At 67.8% G+C, this 17,861-nt stretch carries 15 protein-coding genes; 11 read left to right on the top strand and 4 right to left on the bottom strand.

Going from position 1 to position 17,861, the window contains the following annotated elements; translation table 11 throughout:
• The 3 genes from AC25YV_RS09640 to AC25YV_RS09630 form a co-directional block, all read right to left on the bottom strand.
• Complete coding sequence (locus tag AC25YV_RS09640; RefSeq protein ID WP_488123629.1) at positions 1-597, bottom strand: TRAP transporter small permease; 597 nt, start codon at positions 595-597, stop codon at positions 1-3.
• Between the two features lie 261 nt (positions 598-858).
• On the bottom strand, positions 859-1,473 hold the full coding sequence (locus AC25YV_RS09635; RefSeq protein WP_488123628.1) for a hypothetical protein: 615 nt from the start codon (positions 1,471-1,473) through the stop codon (positions 859-861).
• A gap of 99 nt (positions 1,474-1,572) precedes the next feature.
• Positions 1,573-4,551 (bottom strand): outer membrane protein assembly factor BamB family protein, encoded by a 2,979-nt coding sequence (locus AC25YV_RS09630; RefSeq protein ID WP_488123627.1) that lies wholly within the window; start codon positions 4,549-4,551, stop codon positions 1,573-1,575.
• A 265-nt stretch (positions 4,552-4,816) separates the two neighbouring features.
• On the opposite strand from AC25YV_RS09630, the gene AC25YV_RS09625 reads away from it, so the two are divergent.
• The 4 genes from AC25YV_RS09625 to AC25YV_RS09610 are packed head-to-tail and all read left to right on the top strand — an operon-like array spanning position 4,817 to position 11,647.
• Positions 4,817-6,265 (top strand): aldehyde dehydrogenase family protein, encoded by a 1,449-nt coding sequence (locus AC25YV_RS09625; protein ID WP_488123626.1) that lies wholly within the window; start codon positions 4,817-4,819, stop codon positions 6,263-6,265.
• Positions 6,262-7,137, top strand: coding sequence for a citryl-CoA lyase (locus AC25YV_RS09620; protein WP_488123625.1), 876 nt, complete (start codon positions 6,262-6,264; stop codon positions 7,135-7,137). The genes AC25YV_RS09625 and AC25YV_RS09620 overlap by 4 nt, the downstream gene beginning before the upstream one ends.
• Positions 7,134-8,897, top strand: coding sequence for a thiamine pyrophosphate-binding protein (locus tag AC25YV_RS09615; RefSeq protein ID WP_488123624.1), 1,764 nt, complete (start codon positions 7,134-7,136; stop codon positions 8,895-8,897). The genes AC25YV_RS09620 and AC25YV_RS09615 overlap by 4 nt, the downstream gene beginning before the upstream one ends.
• A gap of 44 nt (positions 8,898-8,941) precedes the next feature.
• Positions 8,942-11,647, top strand: a complete 2,706-nt coding sequence (locus tag AC25YV_RS09610; protein ID WP_488123623.1) for a TIM barrel protein — start codon at positions 8,942-8,944, stop codon at positions 11,645-11,647.
• A gap of 10 nt (positions 11,648-11,657) precedes the next feature.
• Here the strand turns inward: AC25YV_RS09610 and AC25YV_RS09605 are convergent, their stop codons facing one another.
• Positions 11,658-12,053 carry a PPOX class F420-dependent oxidoreductase gene (locus tag AC25YV_RS09605; protein WP_488123622.1) on the bottom strand — a complete coding sequence of 132 codons (396 nt, stop codon included), beginning with the start codon at positions 12,051-12,053 and terminating at the stop codon, positions 11,658-11,660.
• A 153-nt stretch (positions 12,054-12,206) separates the two neighbouring features.
• On the opposite strand from AC25YV_RS09605, the gene AC25YV_RS09600 reads away from it, so the two are divergent.
• The 7 genes from AC25YV_RS09600 (at position 12,207) to AC25YV_RS09570 (ending at position 17,788) form a co-directional block, all read left to right on the top strand.
• Positions 12,207-13,073, top strand: a complete 867-nt coding sequence (locus tag AC25YV_RS09600) for an ABC transporter ATP-binding protein (RefSeq protein ID WP_488123621.1) — start codon at positions 12,207-12,209, stop codon at positions 13,071-13,073.
• Between the two features lie 11 nt (positions 13,074-13,084).
• Positions 13,085-13,903 (top strand): ABC transporter permease, encoded by an 819-nt coding sequence (locus tag AC25YV_RS09595; protein WP_488123811.1) that lies wholly within the window; start codon positions 13,085-13,087, stop codon positions 13,901-13,903.
• 104 nt (positions 13,904-14,007) lie between these two features.
• Positions 14,008-14,577, top strand: a complete 570-nt coding sequence (locus tag AC25YV_RS09590; protein WP_488123620.1) for an NADPH-dependent FMN reductase — start codon at positions 14,008-14,010, stop codon at positions 14,575-14,577.
• Positions 14,578-14,600: 23 nt separating this feature from the next.
• Positions 14,601-15,284 (top strand): response regulator transcription factor, encoded by a 684-nt coding sequence (locus tag AC25YV_RS09585; RefSeq protein WP_488123619.1) that lies wholly within the window; start codon positions 14,601-14,603, stop codon positions 15,282-15,284.
• On the top strand, positions 15,281-16,264 hold the full coding sequence (locus tag AC25YV_RS09580; protein ID WP_488123618.1) for a sensor histidine kinase: 984 nt from the start codon (positions 15,281-15,283) through the stop codon (positions 16,262-16,264). Before AC25YV_RS09585 ends, AC25YV_RS09580 begins: the two co-directional genes overlap by 4 nt.
• Before the next feature lie 84 nt (positions 16,265-16,348).
• On the top strand, positions 16,349-16,915 hold the full coding sequence (locus AC25YV_RS09575) for a hypothetical protein (protein ID WP_488123617.1): 567 nt from the start codon (positions 16,349-16,351) through the stop codon (positions 16,913-16,915).
• Between the two features lie 84 nt (positions 16,916-16,999).
• Positions 17,000-17,788 (top strand): thioesterase family protein, encoded by a 789-nt coding sequence (locus tag AC25YV_RS09570; protein WP_488123616.1) that lies wholly within the window; start codon positions 17,000-17,002, stop codon positions 17,786-17,788.
• The last annotated feature ends 73 nt before the right edge of the window (positions 17,789-17,861 follow it).

The following is a 17,861-nucleotide window of genomic DNA, read 5'->3' as shown; positions in this document are numbered from 1 at the left end:
TCAGCCTTCCATCTCACCGATGTCGAGCTGGCGCTCGGGGCGGTTTGCGTAACGAATCTTGTATGCGGACTGCACAGCGGCCGAGGCGAAGCCGACCAGCGCGAAGATATAGAGGACGCCGAGCGGCATGCGCATTGCAGCGCTCAGGCGCGCCCACTCCGTATCGAGCTTCACGAACGCCTCGTACGACAGCATCAGGCAGATGATCACCATGATGACGGCCGAGATCACTCGCAGGGCGGTGAACAACCAGGTGCCTTCGAGGAGCCGGTCGAACAGCTCCAGCACGATGTGGCCGTTCCGCCCCACGAGGTAGCCGGCCATCGTGAAGGTGAGCGCGATCATCGACAGCAGTGCGAGCTCTCCGGCACCTACCCAGCCGACGTCGGGGAAATAGCGCGCGGTCACCTGATACATGACGCCGAAGATGATGAGCGAGAAGAGGATGATGCCGACGGTGATCTCGATGCCGGAGAGGACTCGGATGAACCACGGGTCGGGGGGCACGCCCTTGTTCAGATCAGGCGTCATGAAGAACGTTCGCGTGGGGGGATAGATCGAGTCGGCGAGGGGCTCTGCGCTCGCGTCTTCAGGCACGTCCTCGGGTATGGGGTCCCCGGAACCGTTCGTCGTCATGGCCTCGGTGCCACTCGTTCGGGCTGCATGGTCAACCTCTCTGTTGATACGGCCGGGCGCCGCGCTCGCTGCCTCTGCGACTCTGGTCGGCCCAGCTGGCCGCGCAAAGCCGAGTCTCGCCGAATGGGACAGCGTCTGCATGTCCTGGGTCGCGGATGACGCGACAGAGGCGGGGGTGCCGGTCAACGGCACACCCCGCCTCTGGCTGACGGGCGGTGAGTCCTACTCGAAGAGCGAAAGGGTGAGCACCGAGGTGTACGAGCCGGATGCCGCATCCTCGGCGGCGACCTTGAGGTTCAGGGCGGCGTTCGCCGACCACGCCCCCTGGTCGTATGTCTCGACCTGGTCCGCGTTCAGGTAGAGCAGCTCGCCGTCGGCGTAGGCGAGGCCTTCGCTGTCTTCGTCATCGATGACGCCCTCGATGTCGCCCCCCACTTCGATCGCCGACCCGTAATCGCCCGCGAGAGCCGGCGACCACCCGAGGTGGTCGGCCGAGATCGAGTCATCGCCGGACACGAAGGCGCTCGCCGTCCCGAGGACGAACCACGGGGTGTCGGGGACGGTGCTGCGCGTGTCGGTGACAGTGACGGTCGGAAGGACACCGGTGAACTCGCGGATGAGCGGGTCGCCGGAGTCGATCTCTTCGAGAGCGGTGGTGTCCGCCGCGACGGAGAGCGCCAAGACGCCCGACGGGTAGCGGTCGGTGACTTCGACGTTGATATCGACGGTGCCCTCGTCGACTTCGTCGGCGGTTGCGACGGCTGTGCCAGCCGACGCGAGCAGCAGTGCACCGAACGCCGTGGCGCTCGCCCTCGTGAAGGTCGATCTGTTCATCATTGAATCGCTTTCTCTGTGATCACTTGCGCCTCGATCGGGTGAAGGAGGCTCGGGTGACGTGGGGGTGCGCGCCCAGGGGCCGCACCCCCACGTCGGGTGTCAGCTGCCGGTCGGGAAAGCCCGGTACGGCGCCGTTCTGGTCTCGGTCACGGTTTCACCGTCGACGGTGATCGTCGATGTGATCGTGACCTCGCCGGCGGGGACCGACGTCGCACGTGTGTTGAACGACACCGCGACGGTCTTGCCGGGAGCGACGTTCGAGAACACCTTCTTGCCGAACTCCGTCGACACCGTGATGTCCGCAGGAGCGCCCGTGTAGTTCGTTGCCGTCACCGACACGTACGCCTTGCCCGCGAGCGTGCGGTGCGTCGTGTGCGCCGCAACGCCCTTCGAAACCGTCACGGTCGCCGTCGAGGTGAGCTGCTCCTGCTCGCCGGCGGCGTTCAGCACGTTCAACCGCACCGTCAGTTCGACTTCGCCGGTCGGCACGTTGTTGTCGAGGTCGGCCGTGTCGAACTGCAGGGTGACCCGGCTGGGACCGGTCGTGACGTCCGACGGCTTGACAGGCGTCGCCGACAGCGGAGTGATGAGCTCAGCGGCGCTGTCGTACGAGTACCCGGCGGGCAGGTCGAACTGGGCGTCAACCGTGCCGTCGACCTGCGTGAACAGACCCGAGGGAGTGCCCAGTCGCAGGTGGCCCGGGGTGAACCGCAACGCGCCCGGCTGATCCTGCGGAGCGAGGACGACCTCGATCTTGCCGGTCGGACGCGGGTCGGTGCAGTCGTTGAAGAAGTACTCACCCGCACGCGTGAAGGTGTGCTCGTACGTCTCGCCCGGCTGCAGCCTGGCGTTGAACTCACCCTCGAAGTACTGCGTGGCGCAGTGCTCCTTCAGGTTGGGGAAGTTCGGGAACGTCTCGGCCCCGGGGTTGCGGAAGGTCACCGTCGTGCCGACGGGCACGCGCAGGTGCGTGGGCTGCATGCCGTTCGTCGCCACACTGTCCCGCGCCGCTGCGGTGTCAGCCGTGCGGCTGGTGCGGGCGAGCAGAACCGTGTTCGCTACGGTCTCGCCGGCAACAGCCGAGCCGCTCACGGGTCGACGGATCGCCAGGGGAGCCGTGTTCGGTCCCTCCTGACTTCCCGTCGCGGTCGTGTACGAACCGTTGAGCTTGAAGGCCCACAGGGAGTCGCCCTGCGTGACAGACCCGCTGTACGGGTTGGTGGACCCGGCTGCGAACACGGCGATGTACTGCTCCCCGTCGACCTCGTACGTGACAGGAGCGGCAGCGATGCCCGACCCCGTCTGGAAGTCCCAGAGGACGTCGCCGTTGACAGCATCCATGATGAGGGCACGGCCGTCGATCTGCCCGACGACGAGCAGATCGGAGGCGGTCGTCAGCGGTCCCTGACCGTGCGACATGTCGGTACCGAGGTGGTTCGTCCACGCGACCTTGCCCGTCGATGCGTCATAGGCGAGGATGCCGCCGGTCTGGTACTGACCCATCGCACGCAGCCCGTTCGAGCCTGCGCCGTTGTAGTGAGCGACGGGGTTCGTTCCGTACGGGAAATACACCATGTTCGTGCTGTGGCTGTACGACTGGTTCGACCAGTCGCCGCCGCCGTTCTGGCTCGTCGTGGAGAGGATCGGCAGATCCCACTGCGGGTCGTACATGCAGCCCTCCCGGTGCCCGGAGTGTCCCTCGGGGTACGTGAGGAACGGCTCGTCGGCTGCCACATAGCTGTCCGGGTTGAACACGAGGTTGCCCTCGGCGTCGGCCTGGTAGCCGTTGTAGTTCGGCACTGCGCGCCACGGGTTGCCGGGCACGTTGTCGGCGTCGAGCTTCTCCCACACGACGCACTCCGGCAGCTGTCGTTCCACGGGGAACGGCTGCGTGTCAGGCTGAGCCTGACGGGAGTCGACGATCATGGGCTTGTCGATCGTGGGCGTGACCGGCTCACCGTTTGTGCGATCGATCACGAACTGGTGACCCGACTTGCTGCCGTAGAACGCCACCTTGCGCTCCACTCCGTCGACCTGGATGTCCGCGAGCGTCGGCGGGTGGACGTTGTCCATGTCCCACACGTCGTGGCGGATCGACTGGTAGTGCCACTTGTAGGCACCCGTCGTGGCATCCACCGCGACCATCGTGCTCGAGAACAGGTTGTCTCCGGGGCGGAGGGATCCGTTCTGCGACGAGGTGCAGCTGCGCGCGTTGCCGAACGTCATGTAGTACATGTTCAGTTCGGGGTCCACCGAGCCGTGCATCCAGGGAGCGGCACCTGCCACGAGGGCGCAATCCGTGCCGTTCTCCAGCACCGGGCCCCAGGTGTCGGACGCGTCGAAGGGGATGCCGTCGACGCCGATGAACTCTTCACCGCGCTGCGGGCCACCGAAGAAATGCCACAGGTACGACCCATCGTCGGCGTCGAATGCCGCAACGGCGCCGCGGTTGCCGTCTGCCGCGTGAGCGTAGACGATGCCGTTGTGGTAGACGGTCGCGACCTTGCCGAAGCCGCCGAGGCTCCCGCCCTCCGCGTCGCGTGCGGGAACCGCCCAAACCTGATCGCCGGTCTCCTGGTCGAGCGCGACGATGTTGTTGCCGCGTGCCAGCGTGAAGATCTTGCCGTCACCGGCCGAGACGCCGCGTCGTGTTCCGGACGTGCCGAGCTCGCCTCCGCTCCACTTCCAGATCGGGTCGCCCGATGCGCCGTCGACGGCGATCACTCCGCCGGCGGGAGTGTCGAGGTAGATGACGCCGTCCACGACGATGGGGGTCGTCTGCTGGCCGGTGTCGTTGGTCGCCGGAGCAACCGCCGACACGTGGGTGCGCCACGCCGGTGCGAGCTGGTCGAGATTGTCCTTGTTGATCTGGGTCAAACCGGAGTAGTGCTGGTTTCCGAGATTCCCGCCGACCGTGGGCATGTCGGCGCCTGTGGGTTCGAGCCCCGTCAACCCGGTCGGAGGCACGGGGTCCGTCGCCGTGCCCGCCGCCAGTGCGGGAGAGGCGGCGACGGCGAGCGTGAGGGCGAGTGCGCCGACCCCCACCGCTCCCAGCCTTGTTCTCAATGTCTTTCGCATTGCATGCTCCTTGATCGTCATTGATCGGACGGAGGCGGTGCGTACCCGCTTCACGTCTGTGGGGGTTTCGCCGACCGAACGGCCAACGATGTACATCGACGCCGGTCAGCGCTCCGGACGCTAGACCGCCCGCTCCGAGGGAGCAACCGATCGGCCCATCGAGTGGTACACCGTCCGCGCTTTCTGCTCAGTGGGACAACGGTTGGTCGCGATGAGCGCGCCTGCTTAGCATGCGACGTCGGCACATGCCCTGGACGGAGTTGTCATGGCTGCATCAGCATCCAAAGCCCTCACGAGCGAACAGATCGAGGAACTCGATGAGGTGTTCGCGCGTGCGCAGGCGGCGCTCGCCGTCATCGAGACGTACGATCAGCAGCGCGTCGATCGCCTCATCCAGGCCGTCGCGTGGGCCGTCGCGAATCGCTCGTCGTTTCATCGACTGGTGGCCATGGGCATCGAAGAGTCCGGGCTCGGAGACTTCGACAGCCGCATGAACAAGCGCATGAAGATCCGCGGGGTGCTGCGCGACGCGCTGCGCAGCCCTTCGGTCGGGATCATCGAAACGGACGAAGAGCGCGGTCTGGTCAAGTACGGCAAGCCGGTCGGCGTCATCGGCTGCGTCGTGCCGACGACGAATCCCGACCTCACCCCCGCGGGCAATGCGATCTATGCGATCAAGGCGCGAAACGTCGTCGTCTTCTCGCCGCACCCCCGCTCGAAGGACACGACTCTCGAGACCGTGCGACTCATGCGTGAAGCGCTCGAGGCCGAAGGCGCCCCCGCTGACATCCTGCAGTGCATCACGCTACCGAGTCTCGCGGCCTCGCAGGAGATCATGAGCCGCTCCGATCTGGTCATCGCGACGGGTGGGCAGGGGCTCGTGCGCGCCGCCTACAGTTCGGGCACGCCCGCCTACGGCGTCGGCGCGGGCAATGCGACGGAGTTCCTCGACGAGACCGCCGACCTGAAAGAGACCGCGCGCAACTGCATGCTCTCCAAGACCTCGGACTTCGGCTCGGGCTGCTCGGCGGACGGCAACGTCCTCGTCCCCGCGGCGCGCTATCAGGACATGCTCGCCGCACTGCAGGACGAGGGCGGCTACCTCGCGACGGCGGACCAGCGGACGGCGCTGCAGGCGGTCATGTGGGATGACGAAGGGCACCGCCTCGCCGACACCGTCGCGGTCTCCCCGCAGGCGCTTGCTCAGGCGGCGGGGTTCGCGGTGCCTGCGAGCACGAAGTTCATCATCGTCGAAGGCGACGGCATCGCCGAGGACCGCCAGTTCTGCAAAGAGAAGCTCACGACCCTCATGGCCGTGCACGCGTACGACGGCAGCTTCGAAGACGGCGTCGAGGTCGCCAAGCGTCTGTACGACATCGGGGGCAAGGGGCACTCGTGCGGCATCGCGTCGACGGACGACGCCCACATCGACTACTTCGCCAGGCACATGCCCGTGTCGCGGATCATGGTGCGCCAGCCGAACTCGAAAGCGAATGCCGGCGCGTTCACGAACGGGATGCCGATGACCTCGTCCATGGGGTGCGGCACGTGGGGCGGCAACATCACGTCCGAGAACGTGTCACTGCGGCACTACCTGAACACGACGTGGGTGTCCCGCGTCATCGCGGAAGACCGTCCGTCAGACGAAGAGCTGTTCGGCGACTTCTACGAAGCCGCCCTCGAGGCGACCGAGCCGACAGCGGTCGTTCGGTGAGCACGGACGACGAGGCCGGCGATGAGTCGCCCGAATCCCTCGTCGCAGAGGCGCGGCGGTGGTGGCATACCGACATCATCGACATCCACCCCGGTGAGATCGCGCTGCGCGGGTATCCCATTCAAGAGCTGATCGGCAATGCCGGGTTCGTCGACACCATCTGGCTCATGGTTCAGGGCGAACTACCGACCCCCGCACGCGCTCAGCTGTTCGAGGCGGCCCTCGTGGCATCCGTGGACCATGGTCCGCAGGCCCCGTCGATCGCGATCGCGCGCATGGCGACCACATGCGGGGCGCCTGTGAACGGCGCGATGGCGTCCGCGATCAACGTCCTCGACGACATCCACGGCGGCCCCGGTCAGCAGTGCATGGAGCTCTACCTCGAGATCGATGCCGAGATCGAGAACGTCGGTGATGTCCGCGAGGCGACGCGGCGGGTTCTGCGGCGGCACCGCGAGGCGGGCCTCAAATACATTCCCGGGTTCGGGCACCGTTTCCACCCTCTCGACCCGCGCACTCCGCGCCTCCTCTCGCTCGTCGACGACGCTGTCGCTCGGGGTGAGATCGGCGGGCGGTTCGCCGAGATCGGCCGGGCCGTCGAAGACGAGATCAGCCAGGGCAAGGCACGTCGTGTCCCCATGAACGTGGACGGAGTGACCGCCGTCATCTACTGCGAGCTCGGCCTTCCGCCCGAGCTCGGTCGAGGTGTCTTCATCCTGGCGCGGTCCGTCGGCATCCTCGCGCACGCCTACGAGCAGATGACGCAAGGCGAACGGATCAAGGGTCCTCTGCCGAAATCCCTCGGATACACCTACACCGGACCGGCCCGACGTGCCGTCCCGACAGAGATCGACCAAAGGAGAATCACATGAAAGACCTGGTGTCGAACCAGATCATCAGGTACCTGGAGGCGCGTGCCGTTGAGCACGTGTTCGGGCTGTGCGGGCACACCAACATCGCACTCCTGGCTGCCCTTGAGAAGAGCGAGCAGATCTCCTTCGTCAACGTGCGCCACGAGCAGATCGCCGCGCACGCCGCCGACGGCTACGCACGCGCAGGCAAACGGACAGGTGTCGTGCTGTCGCACCTGGGCCCGGGCTTGACCAACGCCGCGACGGGAGTGGCCAACGCCGCACTCGATTCGATCCCGATGGTCGTGATCGCCGGCGATATTCCGTCGCACTATTACGGCAAGCATCCGCATCAGGAGGTCAATCTCCATGCCGACGCGGCGCAGTACGAGATCTACCGCCCGTTCGTGAAGCGGGCGTGGCGGGTGGATCAGCCGCACCTGGTGGCTGAAGTGCTCGACAAGGCGTTCACCCTCGCGGAGAGCGGCCGGCCCGGCCCCGTTCTGATCGATGTGCCGATGGACGTCTTCTCTGCTGAAGTCGATGTCGCGACGTTCGACAAGGTGCTCAGCAACACGCGTGCGCTCGCGAAACCCAGCCTCGACGAAGAGGTCGCCGAGCAGATCGTGCGCAATCTGCTGGAGGCCGAGCGTCCCGTGCTCTACGTCGGCGGCGGCGTGATCGGTGCCGATGCGACCGACGAGCTCTTGGAGTTCGCCGAACTGCTGTCGCTGCCCGTCTCGCACAGCCTGATGGGCAAGGGCGCCGTTCCTGACGACAACCCGCTCGTGCTGGGCATGACTGGATTCTGGGGCGCGGCATTCACCAACGAGGTGACCCGGACGGCCGACTGGATCCTCGCCCTCGGCACGCGTTTCGCCGAGGCGGATTCGAGCTCGTGGTACCCCGAGTACACATTCGACGTCCCCAAGACGAAACTGATGCAGATCGACATCGATCCCGCCGAGCTGGGGCGCAACTACCCGCTCGAGGTCGGCGCGCTCGCCGACCTCAAACCCGCGCTCAGGGCCCTCATCCGCGTCGCCCGCAGATTGGCCCCCGAAGGGGTTGATCGCGCCGAGCTGATCGCCGAGATCGCGGCGAACCGCAACGAGGTCAAGAGCCGCAATGAGGCGGCGCAGGTGTCGGAGGCGTGGCCCATGCGCCCCGAGCGCATCCTCGCCGAGACGCGGACCGTGCTGCCGGCGGATGCGATCATCACGACCGATGTCGGCTGGAACAAGAACGGCGTCGGACAGCAATTCGACATCCTGACGCCCGGCTCGATCCTGACTCCCGGCGGCTTCGCGACGATGGGCTTCGGTGGTCCGGCAGCCGTCGGCGCCAAGATGGCGTGCCCTGACCGCGTCGTCGTCTCGCTCGTCGGCGACGGGGGGTTCGGGCAGAACCCCGCGGTTCTCGCGACGGCGCGCGAGCACAACACCCCGGTCGTGTGGGTCGTGATGAACAACAACGCCTACGGGACCATCGCGGGACTCGAAAAGGCGGCGTTCGACACGACCTACGGCACGGTCTTCGGCACGGCTGATGATCCGATGTACACCGACTTCGCGGCGATCGCGCAGGCGTACGGCGTGACAGGCATCAAGGTCGAATCAGCCGACCAGTTCAAACCGGCGCTCGAGCGGGCGATCGCACACGGCGGCCCCGTCGTGATCGACGTGTCGATGGTCAACGTTCCCACCCCGACCACGGGTCATTGGAACATCCTCGACATCTACTCGCCGGCCGAGAAGATCGAGCACCTCGCGGTTCCGTGACCGGCGCTGCACACGCCGACGGACAGTGAACGAGCGGTGACATCATGAGCGGCGAGTCGTCTCTTTCGATCTCGACGGTGTCTCTGGCGGGGACGCTTCAGGACAAGATGCGCGCGGCCGTCGCGGCTGGGTTCGGCGGGGTGGAGGTGCTCGAGCACGACCTGATCGTGTCGCCGTGGTCTCCCGCTCGCATCGCCGAAGAGGCTGCAGATCTGGGTCTGTCGATCGACGCTTATCAACCGCTGCACGTCGAGGCCGTCCGGCCGGAGCTGTTCGAGGCTCGGCTCCGCCATGCCGAACGCAAGCTCGACCTGGTGGCCGATCTGGGCGCGCGCGTGCTCGTCTGCTGCTCGACCCTCTCGGACGACGGCATCGACGATGATGAATTGGATGCAGAGCAGCTGTCGCGCATCGCCGACCTCGCCGAGGAGCGGAACATGCGGCTCGCGTTCGAGGGTGTGCCGTGGGGCCGCATCCGCACGCACGAGCACGCATGGCGCATCGTCCGCCGCGCCGATCACGCGGCGTTGGGGATGTGTCTGGACAGCTTCCATGTGCTCTCCCACGCGAACGATCCCCAGGTCGAGCTCGCCCCGATCGATCCCGCGAAGATCTTCCACGTGCAACTCGCCGACGCACCGCGTACCGGGATGGATGTCCGCGAGTGGAGTCTGCATTCGCGGGTGTTCCCGGGACAGGGCGTCCTCGATGTCCGCGGCTTCCTGGAGCAGCTCGACGCGAAGGGATACCGCGGATCGATCGCGCTCGAGGTCTTCAACGACGTCTATCAGCAGGAGGATCCCCGCCACGCCGCGATCGACGCCATGCGCTCGATGCGCGCCCTCGCCGAGAGCGTGGGTGAGCGCGGCCCCGCGGCCATCCGCTCCGTATCGAGCCCCTTGCCGCCTGCGCCCCGTCTCGAGGGGTATGCGTTCGCCGAGCTGGCGGTCGATGCGCTGTCGCACCCGCTCGTCGCGCGTCTGCTGGGCATGCTCGGCTTCGTCCACACGGGCCAGCATCGCTCGAAGCCGGTGGAGCTGTGGGAGCAGGGATCCGCCCGGGTGCTGCTCGACCTCGCGCCCGAGCGCTCCATCGATCCCGCGACGGCGTCGATCATCGCGCTGGGTATCGACACCTCCGACGCGGGCGCGTCCTTCCGGCGCGCGCAGAGCCTGCTCGCCCCCAAGCTCGCCCGCAAGCTCAGCGAGGGCGAAGCCGATCTGAACTCTGTCGCCACCCCCGACGGCACGGCGCTGTTCTTCTGCGAGCCGAAGTGGTTCGCGGACTTCGCGCCGACGGGCGCCTTCGTGTCGCCGTCGCCGCTCCTGCACGACATCGACCACGTGTCGATGACGGACTCCGTCGACGACTTCGAGCCGTCGACCCTTTTCTTTCGCACGGTGCTCGGGCTTTCGGCGGGTGAGCCGACCGAGGTCAACGCCCCCTTCGGTGTCGTACACCGGTGGACCGCGGTCGATCCGGATCACCGGATGCGGATCGCGCTGAGCACGTCGCCGCTGCGGCGAGGCGACTGGGCGCCCAGCGTCTCGAGCCCGCAGTCGATCGCGTTCCGCACGGACGATGCTGTCGCGTGTGCGCGGGCGCTGCGCGAGAGCGGTGCGGCTGTTCTGCGCATCCCCGGCAACTACTACGACGACCTCGAAGCGCGCCTGGGTCTTCCTACGGCCGTCATCGCCGTGCTCCGCGAGAACGACATCGTCTACGACCGCGATCAGCGCGGCGAGTACTTGCATCTCTTCACCGAAATGGTGGGCTCGCGCATCTACTTCGAGATCGTGCAGCGCATCGACGGGTACGACGGCTTCGGGGATCCGCACAGCGTTCCTCTGCGGATGGCGGCCCACCGCCGCCAGCGGATGCGGATGCTCGACGTCGCGTCCGCCGACGTCACGACCGAGCACCGGTACGACTACTCCCTCGCCCATTTGACGGCGTTGAGCCTGACGCCGCCCGAGCTCGTCGACGCGGCGGCGGCGGCCGGCTACCGCTACGTCGGGCTGCGCATGACGAAAGTGACGGCGCAAGAGCCCAGCTACCCCCTGGCCTACGACCCGCGGCTCATGCGTGCGACGAAGACGCACCTGTCGGCGATGGGGGTGGAAGTGCTCGACATCGAACTCGCCCGCATGACCTCGAGCGACAGTCCTCGTGACTATCTGCGCTTTCTCGAAGCGGGTGCGGAGCTCGGCGCCCGCCACGTCATCACGCAGCTGCCCGATGCCGATTTCTCGCGCAAGTCCGACCGATATGCCGAGCTCTGCGAGCTCGCGCGACCGCTGGGGCTCACGCTCGACCTCGAGTTCCCCTCGTGGACCGAGACGCCCAATCTTGCCGAGGCCGTTCGCGTGCTGCGTGCCGCGGATCAGCCGAACGCGGGTCTCCTCATCGACGTGCTGCATTTCTGTCGGTCGGATTCGGAGCTCGAAGAGCTGCGTGCGCTGCCACGCGAGTGGTTCCACTACGTCCACGTGTGCGATGCGCCGGGGGAGATACCCGCGACCACCGCAGGACTCATCCACACCGCCCGATTCGAACGGCTGTTCCCGGGTGAGGGAGACCTCGATATCGCGGGCATTCTCGATGCGCTCCCCCCCGATCTTCCCCTGGCGCTCGAGATCCCCCACGCGAATCTCGTCGCGCAGGTCGGTGCGAAGGAGCATGCGCGGCTCGCGATCGCCGCTTCACGCCGTCATCTGGATGCCGCGGCACCCTCTCCCGTGAGCGGTTGACGGGCTGAACTCACCCCCACAGTGCGGCTGAGCCGAGCACCTTCGCGGGTGTCAGACGGATGACGACGCGCAACGGGTTCGGGCGCGGCTGACGATAGCGTGCGGCGTAGAGCGCGACGGCGTGGGCGACCGCGTCGGGCTCGCGCTCGATCACGGCCATCCCGGCGATGCTCGCCCACTGCGGGCCTGCCACCTGGGCCACAGTTGCGCGCGGGTCGCGCTCGATGTTTCGCACCTTCTGGCTGCCGTCGGTTGTGATGATGCGGACCACACCGTCGTCGTCGAGCGTGTACCCCACGGCGACGACGTGGATGCCGGCATCCGGCCCGAGGGTCGACAGCGTCGCGAGGTGGTAGTCGGCGAAGAACCGGCGCCCGTCGTCGGTCAGCGCGGTGAGGGATGTCATCCGCCCATTGTGGCGCGGTACGAGACGCCGACGGCGCTGACGCGGATTCCCCGTCAGACCGCTGCGACGGACTCAGGCCGTTGGGGGGACGGTCGCGTATCCTTGCGCCATGACCCGCACGCGAAATCGACACGGGCGCGTGCGAGGCGTCGCATGACAGCCGACAATGTCGTCGAAGTGCGAGGGTTGCGAAAGAGCTATCGCGCCGTCGAGGCCGTACGCGGCATCGACTTCGACATCCACCGCGGCGAGACCTTTGCGCTGCTCGGTCCGAACGGCGCCGGAAAGTCCACGGCGATCGAGATCCTCGAGGGCTACCGCGACCGCACGGCGGGCGAGGTCAGCGTGCTGGGGCGAGACCCCCGCAAGGGCAACCTCGCGTGGAAGGCGCGTCTGGGCATCGTGCTGCAGTCCAGCGGAGAGACGGGCACGGCGACCATTCGCGAGCAGCTGCGTCACTTCGCCGGCTATTACCCCCGCCCCCGCGACGTCGACGAGGTCATAGCGGCGGTCGGCCTCGAAGCCAAGGCCGACACGCGCATCTCTAAGCTCTCGGGCGGTCAGAAGCGCCGTGTCGATGTGGCGCTGGGCATCATCGGGCGCCCTGAGCTGCTGTTCCTCGACGAGCCGACCACCGGCTTCGACCCCGAGGCCCGCCGCCAGTTCTGGCAACTGATCCGCCAGCTGCGCGATGAGGGCACCTCGATCCTGCTCACAACCCACTACCTCGACGAAGCCCAGCAGCTCTCCGATCGTGGCGGCATCATCGCCGCCGGCGAGCTCGTCGCACTCGGCGCGATCGACGAGCTCGGCGGAGCGCAGGCCCGCATCCCGATCGTCCGATGGAGACAGGACGGGGTGCCGCACCAGGAACGCACGACCGAGCCCGGACGGTTCGTGGCCGAGCTTGTCGCGAACGGCGAGCCCGAGCGGCTCGAGGTCATCCGTCCCAGCCTCGAAGACATCTACCTCGAGCTCGTCGGCGAGAAAGCCGTCGACGTCGAGGCGGTCCTGTCGTGAGCACGACGGCGATGCGGTTCGGGCCGCTGCGCACGGTGCGGCTGGGCGTCCTGCGCGCCGGCTACGAGATCCGCTCGTACTTCCGCCAGGGTGACACGGTCTTCTTCACCTTCCTGTTTCCCCTCCTGATGCTGACGATCTTCGCGGTCGCCTTCAGCGATGCCGAGTTCGGGCGCACGCCCGATGGCGGCGAGATGACCGCCGCGCAGTTCTACCTGCCCGCCATGCTCGCCGCCGGTGTGCTGCTGTCCGGACTGCAGAACATGGCGACCGACATCGCGATGGAGAAGAGCGACGGCACGCTGAAGCGACTGGCCGGCAGCCCGCTGTCGCCGGTGAGCTACTTCCTCGGCAAGATCGGGCAGGTGCTCGTGACGGGCATCCTGCAGGCAGCCGTGCTCATCGTCGTTGCGGCAACGGCGTTCGATGTGCCGCTTCCGGCCGAGCCCGAAGCATGGCTGACCTTCGCGTGGGTCTTCCTCCTCGGGGTGACCACGTGCGCGATCCTCGGGATCGGGATGTCGGCTCTGCCTCGATCGGGCAAGAGCGCGACCGCCGTCATCATCCCGATCGTGCTCGTGCTGCAGTTCATCTCGGGCGTCTACATCCAGTTCTCGATGCTGCCCGACTGGCTGCAGCAGATCGCCAATGTCTTCCCCCTGGCGTGGCTCGCGCGGGGTATGCGTGCGGTGTTCCTGCCTGACAGCTACGCCTCGCTCGAGGCGGGGGAGTCGTGGAACCTGATGGGCGTCGCGATCGTCTGTGGCATCTGGCTCGTGGCGGGGCTCATCCTCACCCGCATCACCTTCCGCTGGATCCGCAGGGACTGACGCACGCCGCTCCGCGGCATCCGAGTGAGAAGACGCCGCAGCACAAGGGGGTTCCCCGAGTGACGGGCATGACGGATGCTGGCACCTCAACGGAGGAAACAGTGATGACCACGTACAAAGTCGGCTATTTCGTCGGAAGCCTGTCGTCGACCTCGATCAACCGAACGCTGTCCAAAGCGCTGATCGCTCTGGCGCCGAAGGATCTCGAGTTCACCGAGATCCCCATCGGAAACCTCGCGCTGTACAGCCAGGACTACGACGAGGACTACCCGCCCGAGGCTATTGCCCTCAAAGAAGCGATCGCAGCGTCCGACGCGGTGCTGTTCGTCACCCCCGAGTACAACCGATCGATCCCCGGGGCGCTCAAGAACGCGATCGATTGGGCTTCACGGCCGTGGGGGCAGAACTCCTTCGATCACATCCCCGCCGCCGTCATCGGCGCCTCGATCGGTCAGATCGGCACGGCGGTCGCTCAGCAGAGCCTGCGCGGTGTGCTGTCCTTCTGCAACGCGAGACAGATGACCTCGCCCGAGGCGTACATCCACTTCAAGCCCGATCACTACACGGAAGACGGCGAAGTGACCTCCGAGGAGACTGCCGGCTTCCTGCGCGACTTCATGAACGAGTTCCGCGACCACATCGCGCGGGTGCTCACGGTGCTGCCCCGCGACTAGCGACCACAGGCGATACTGAGGGCGTGTCGACACAGCGAGATACTCCCGCTCCTGCTCGTCCGCGCCTTCTGTACGTCGAAGATGAAGCGGACATCGCGGGCATCGTCACCGAAGTGCTGGCCGATGAATACGACGTCGACCACGTCACGACGGGCGAGGCGGCACTCGACGAGGCGCTGCGCCGCCGCTATGACGTCATGGTCGTGGACCGACGCCTGCCCGGGATGACGGGGGTGGAGTTCATCCAGGCGGTGCGGACGGCGCAGATCACGACGCCCGCGCTGATGCTGACCGCCCTCGGAGCCATCGACGACCGCGTCAGCGGGTTGGACGGCGGTGCCGACGACTACCTCGTCAAGCCCTTCGATTTCGCCGAGCTCCAGGCGCGGCTGCGTGCCCTGCGCAGGATGGGCCGCCACGAGGGCGACCGCCGTGAGATCGGAGCCTGGGTCTTCCGCCCGGCGAGTCAGGCGCTGTATTCACCGGGGGACCGGCGGGTCTCTCTCACCGCCGCCGAGACGGATCTTCTCGAGCTTCTCACGTCGAGCCCGGAGCACGTCTTCACCCGCGAAGAGATCCTCGCTGAGGTCTTCCCCGGCGGGTCGGCCGCGACCGTGGACACGTACGTCCACTACATCAGGCGCAAGTCGACCCCCGAGCTCATCGACACGGTGCGCGCGCGCGGGTACCGCTGCGGAGCGCCGTGAGCAGCGGGTCGAGGGCTTCCGAGCGGGATGCCCGACGCGCGCAGCAGTCGGCCGTACGGGCCGGGCTGTGGGTTGGACTCGCCGCCGCCGCGATCGTCGGGGGGCTCACGGCGCTCGTCGTGGTCGTGATGTACGCCGCCTCCCGGCCGCGACGACCGGGCCGGGGACCGGGTCGGGTGCTCGACATCGGTGACGTCGTGCCGATCGTGGTCGTGATGGGCGTGGGCGGAGTCCTCGTGCTCGCCCTGATCGCCTGGTACGCCTCGCGCCGTGCCGCCCGGCCGCTGGAAGAGGCGCTGCGCGTGCAGCGCGCCTTCGTCGCCGACGCGAGCCACGAACTGCGAACTCCGCTGACGACGCTGACGAGCCGCATCCAGCTCGCCCAGCATCGCGCCGAGCGCGGCGGCGATGTCACCGCCGCGCTCGGCGATCTGCGTCGCGACGCCGACGTCATGGACCGGATCCTCACGGATCTGCTCGTGGCCGCCGAAACAGCGGGCCTGGAGCGCGCCGATGACACGTCGGTCGCCTCGGTGGATGCCGCGATCGGCGACGCCCGTCTGATCATCGAGCCGCGCGCCGCCGAAGCCGGTGTCTCGCTGCGGGTCGACGCGCCGGCGGGCCTCGAGGTCGGCGCCGACGCGACCGCGCTCAGCCGTGCGCTGCTGGCGCTGCTCGACAACGCCGTCAAGCACTCACCCCCCGGGGGCACCGTCACCGTCACCGCGGCGCGCTCGGGACGACACGTGGATATCCGCGTGGCCGATCAGGGCCCGGGGATCACGGGGATCGATCCGGATGCCGCCTTCCAGCGGTTCGCCCGGGCTGCGGCGCCCGGCGAGCCCGCTGGTTTCGGGTTGGGCCTCGCGCTCGTGCGCGACATCGCCACGCGCTTCGGCGGGGAGGCTGTCGTGGAGTCGACGTCGCGTGCCGGCACGATCGTGCGCGTGCGACTGCCGGCTCGGCGCCGAACCGGCTGAGGACTTCGTCGGCGCCGTCTATGAAGTCACTGGATGCGGCTGAATCTTGGCGTCGTCTTTGAACGGCTTCGCGAGGGTGAGGTCATGACTTCAGCAAATGACACTCAGAACACACCCGACCCGCAGGACGCGCAGGACGCGCTCCCCACCGTGGAGCTCCCCCCGACCACGGATGCACCGCAGCCGCCCACCGACCAGACCGCGTCGGCTGTGCCGGCGGCATCCGAACGGTCGTTCTTCCAGAAGACGTGGGTGCGCGTCACGGGTGCCGCGGCAGCGGGCGCACTGCTGCTCGGGGCCGGCTTCGCCTCGGGCACGGGCTTCGGCGCCCTGACGGCGTTCGGTCCGTCTTCGCCCGCGGCCGAGCAGGACCGCGCACCGTGGGAGGAGGCCGACGGCGACTCGGGCTCCGGCGGGCGTGACGGCGGCCGTGAGGGCGGCCGGGGCGGGCATGACCACCGTGGTGACTCCCACCCGCGTGGGGGAGAGCGCGGTCCGGGCGGCGGCATGAAGGGCGGCGGCATGAAGGGCGACGGCGCGGACAAGGCCGACGAACGCCCCGGCCACCCGGACGGCGAGACCGACGCAGAACCCACGCCGCGCCCCACCTCCCCGACGACACCGGCGCCCGGCGAGACGCCCACGACCTGATCTCGGGCGCAGGGCGGGAGGCGGCGCGGGTTCGCCCCCGCTCTGCGCCATGCTGGAGGGAGGCCACCCGACCGAGAGAGACCGATGACCCGCGAGAGCTACTTCATCCCCGCCGGACCCGACCGCTACACCCCCACCGACCACGTCGGTGGGGCGTGGAGCGACGAAGACCTGCACGTCGCCACCGTCGTCGGTCTCATGGTGCACCACATGGACCGCTGGCGCCGTGAGCACGGTGACGCGGACAAGGTGGTCGGTCGGATCAGCGTCGACATCCTGGGCAGGCTCGCCCGCGGCGATATCGAGATCGAGACGGTGCCGACGCGTCCGGGGCGCACGATCGAACTGCTCGAGACGACGGCCACGATCGCAGGGCGGCTGACACTCACCGCGCGTGCGTGGCTCCTGGCGCCCGAAGACACTCAGGCGGTGGCCGGCGATGAATGGACCGCGCTGCCGTCCCCGGACGGGCTCCCCGACTACCCGCTCGCCGAGGCATGGCGCGGAGGCTACATCCGCAGCATCCAGGCTCGGTATGCCGGCCCTCACCGTCCGGGTCGCGCGACCGCGTGGCTCACCACGGATCTCGATCTCGTCGCCGGTGAGGAGACGAGCCCGCTCGCGCGGTTCGTCGCGCTCGTGGACACCGCCAACGGCATCGCCGCGCGGCAGAGCCATGAGGAGTGGCTCTTCCCGAACCTCGACCTCACGATGCACTTCTTCCGGTCGCCCTCGGGCCCATGGGTGGGGCTCGATACGACGGTGGCCTACGGCCCGACGGGAGTCGGCCTCACGAGCACGATCCTGCACGACCTCGACGGTCCCGTCGGGACCGCGCAGCAGATCCTCACGATCCGAAGCCGCACGACCTAGGCGCGGGTGCCGCGGCCAACGGTTCGAACCGGGCGGGTGGCATGACCCGGCGGCGGGGGAGGTTTCCCCGCGG

The organism is Microbacterium sp. Y832 (assembly GCF_057669765.1).
The sequence above is the reverse complement of the archived record's forward strand: the minus strand, read 5'-3'. Positions and strand labels throughout refer to the sequence as shown.

Bases quoted from the DNA above. Each gene is read 5' to 3' on its own strand.
- AC25YV_RS09605 (WP_488123622.1), bottom strand. From the start codon at position 12,053: ATGACATCCCTCACCGCGCTGACCGACGACGGGCGCCGGTTCTTCGCC.
- AC25YV_RS09635 (WP_488123628.1), bottom strand. From the start codon at position 1,473: ATGATGAACAGATCGACCTTCACGAGGGCGAGCGCCACGGCGTTCGGT.
- AC25YV_RS09600 (WP_488123621.1), top strand. From the start codon at position 12,207: ATGACAGCCGACAATGTCGTCGAAGTGCGAGGGTTGCGAAAGAGCTAT.
- AC25YV_RS09610 (WP_488123623.1), top strand. From the start codon at position 8,942: ATGAGCGGCGAGTCGTCTCTTTCGATCTCGACGGTGTCTCTGGCGGGG.
- AC25YV_RS09575 (WP_488123617.1), top strand. From the start codon at position 16,349: ATGACTTCAGCAAATGACACTCAGAACACACCCGACCCGCAGGACGCG.
- AC25YV_RS09570 (WP_488123616.1), top strand. From the start codon at position 17,000: ATGACCCGCGAGAGCTACTTCATCCCCGCCGGACCCGACCGCTACACC.
- AC25YV_RS09625 (WP_488123626.1), top strand. From the start codon at position 4,817: ATGGCTGCATCAGCATCCAAAGCCCTCACGAGCGAACAGATCGAGGAA.
- AC25YV_RS09615 (WP_488123624.1), top strand. From the start codon at position 7,134: ATGAAAGACCTGGTGTCGAACCAGATCATCAGGTACCTGGAGGCGCGT.
- AC25YV_RS09630 (WP_488123627.1), bottom strand. From the start codon at position 4,551: ATGCGAAAGACATTGAGAACAAGGCTGGGAGCGGTGGGGGTCGGCGCA.
- AC25YV_RS09595 (WP_488123811.1), top strand. From the start codon at position 13,085: ATGCGGTTCGGGCCGCTGCGCACGGTGCGGCTGGGCGTCCTGCGCGCC.
- AC25YV_RS09590 (WP_488123620.1), top strand. From the start codon at position 14,008: ATGACCACGTACAAAGTCGGCTATTTCGTCGGAAGCCTGTCGTCGACC.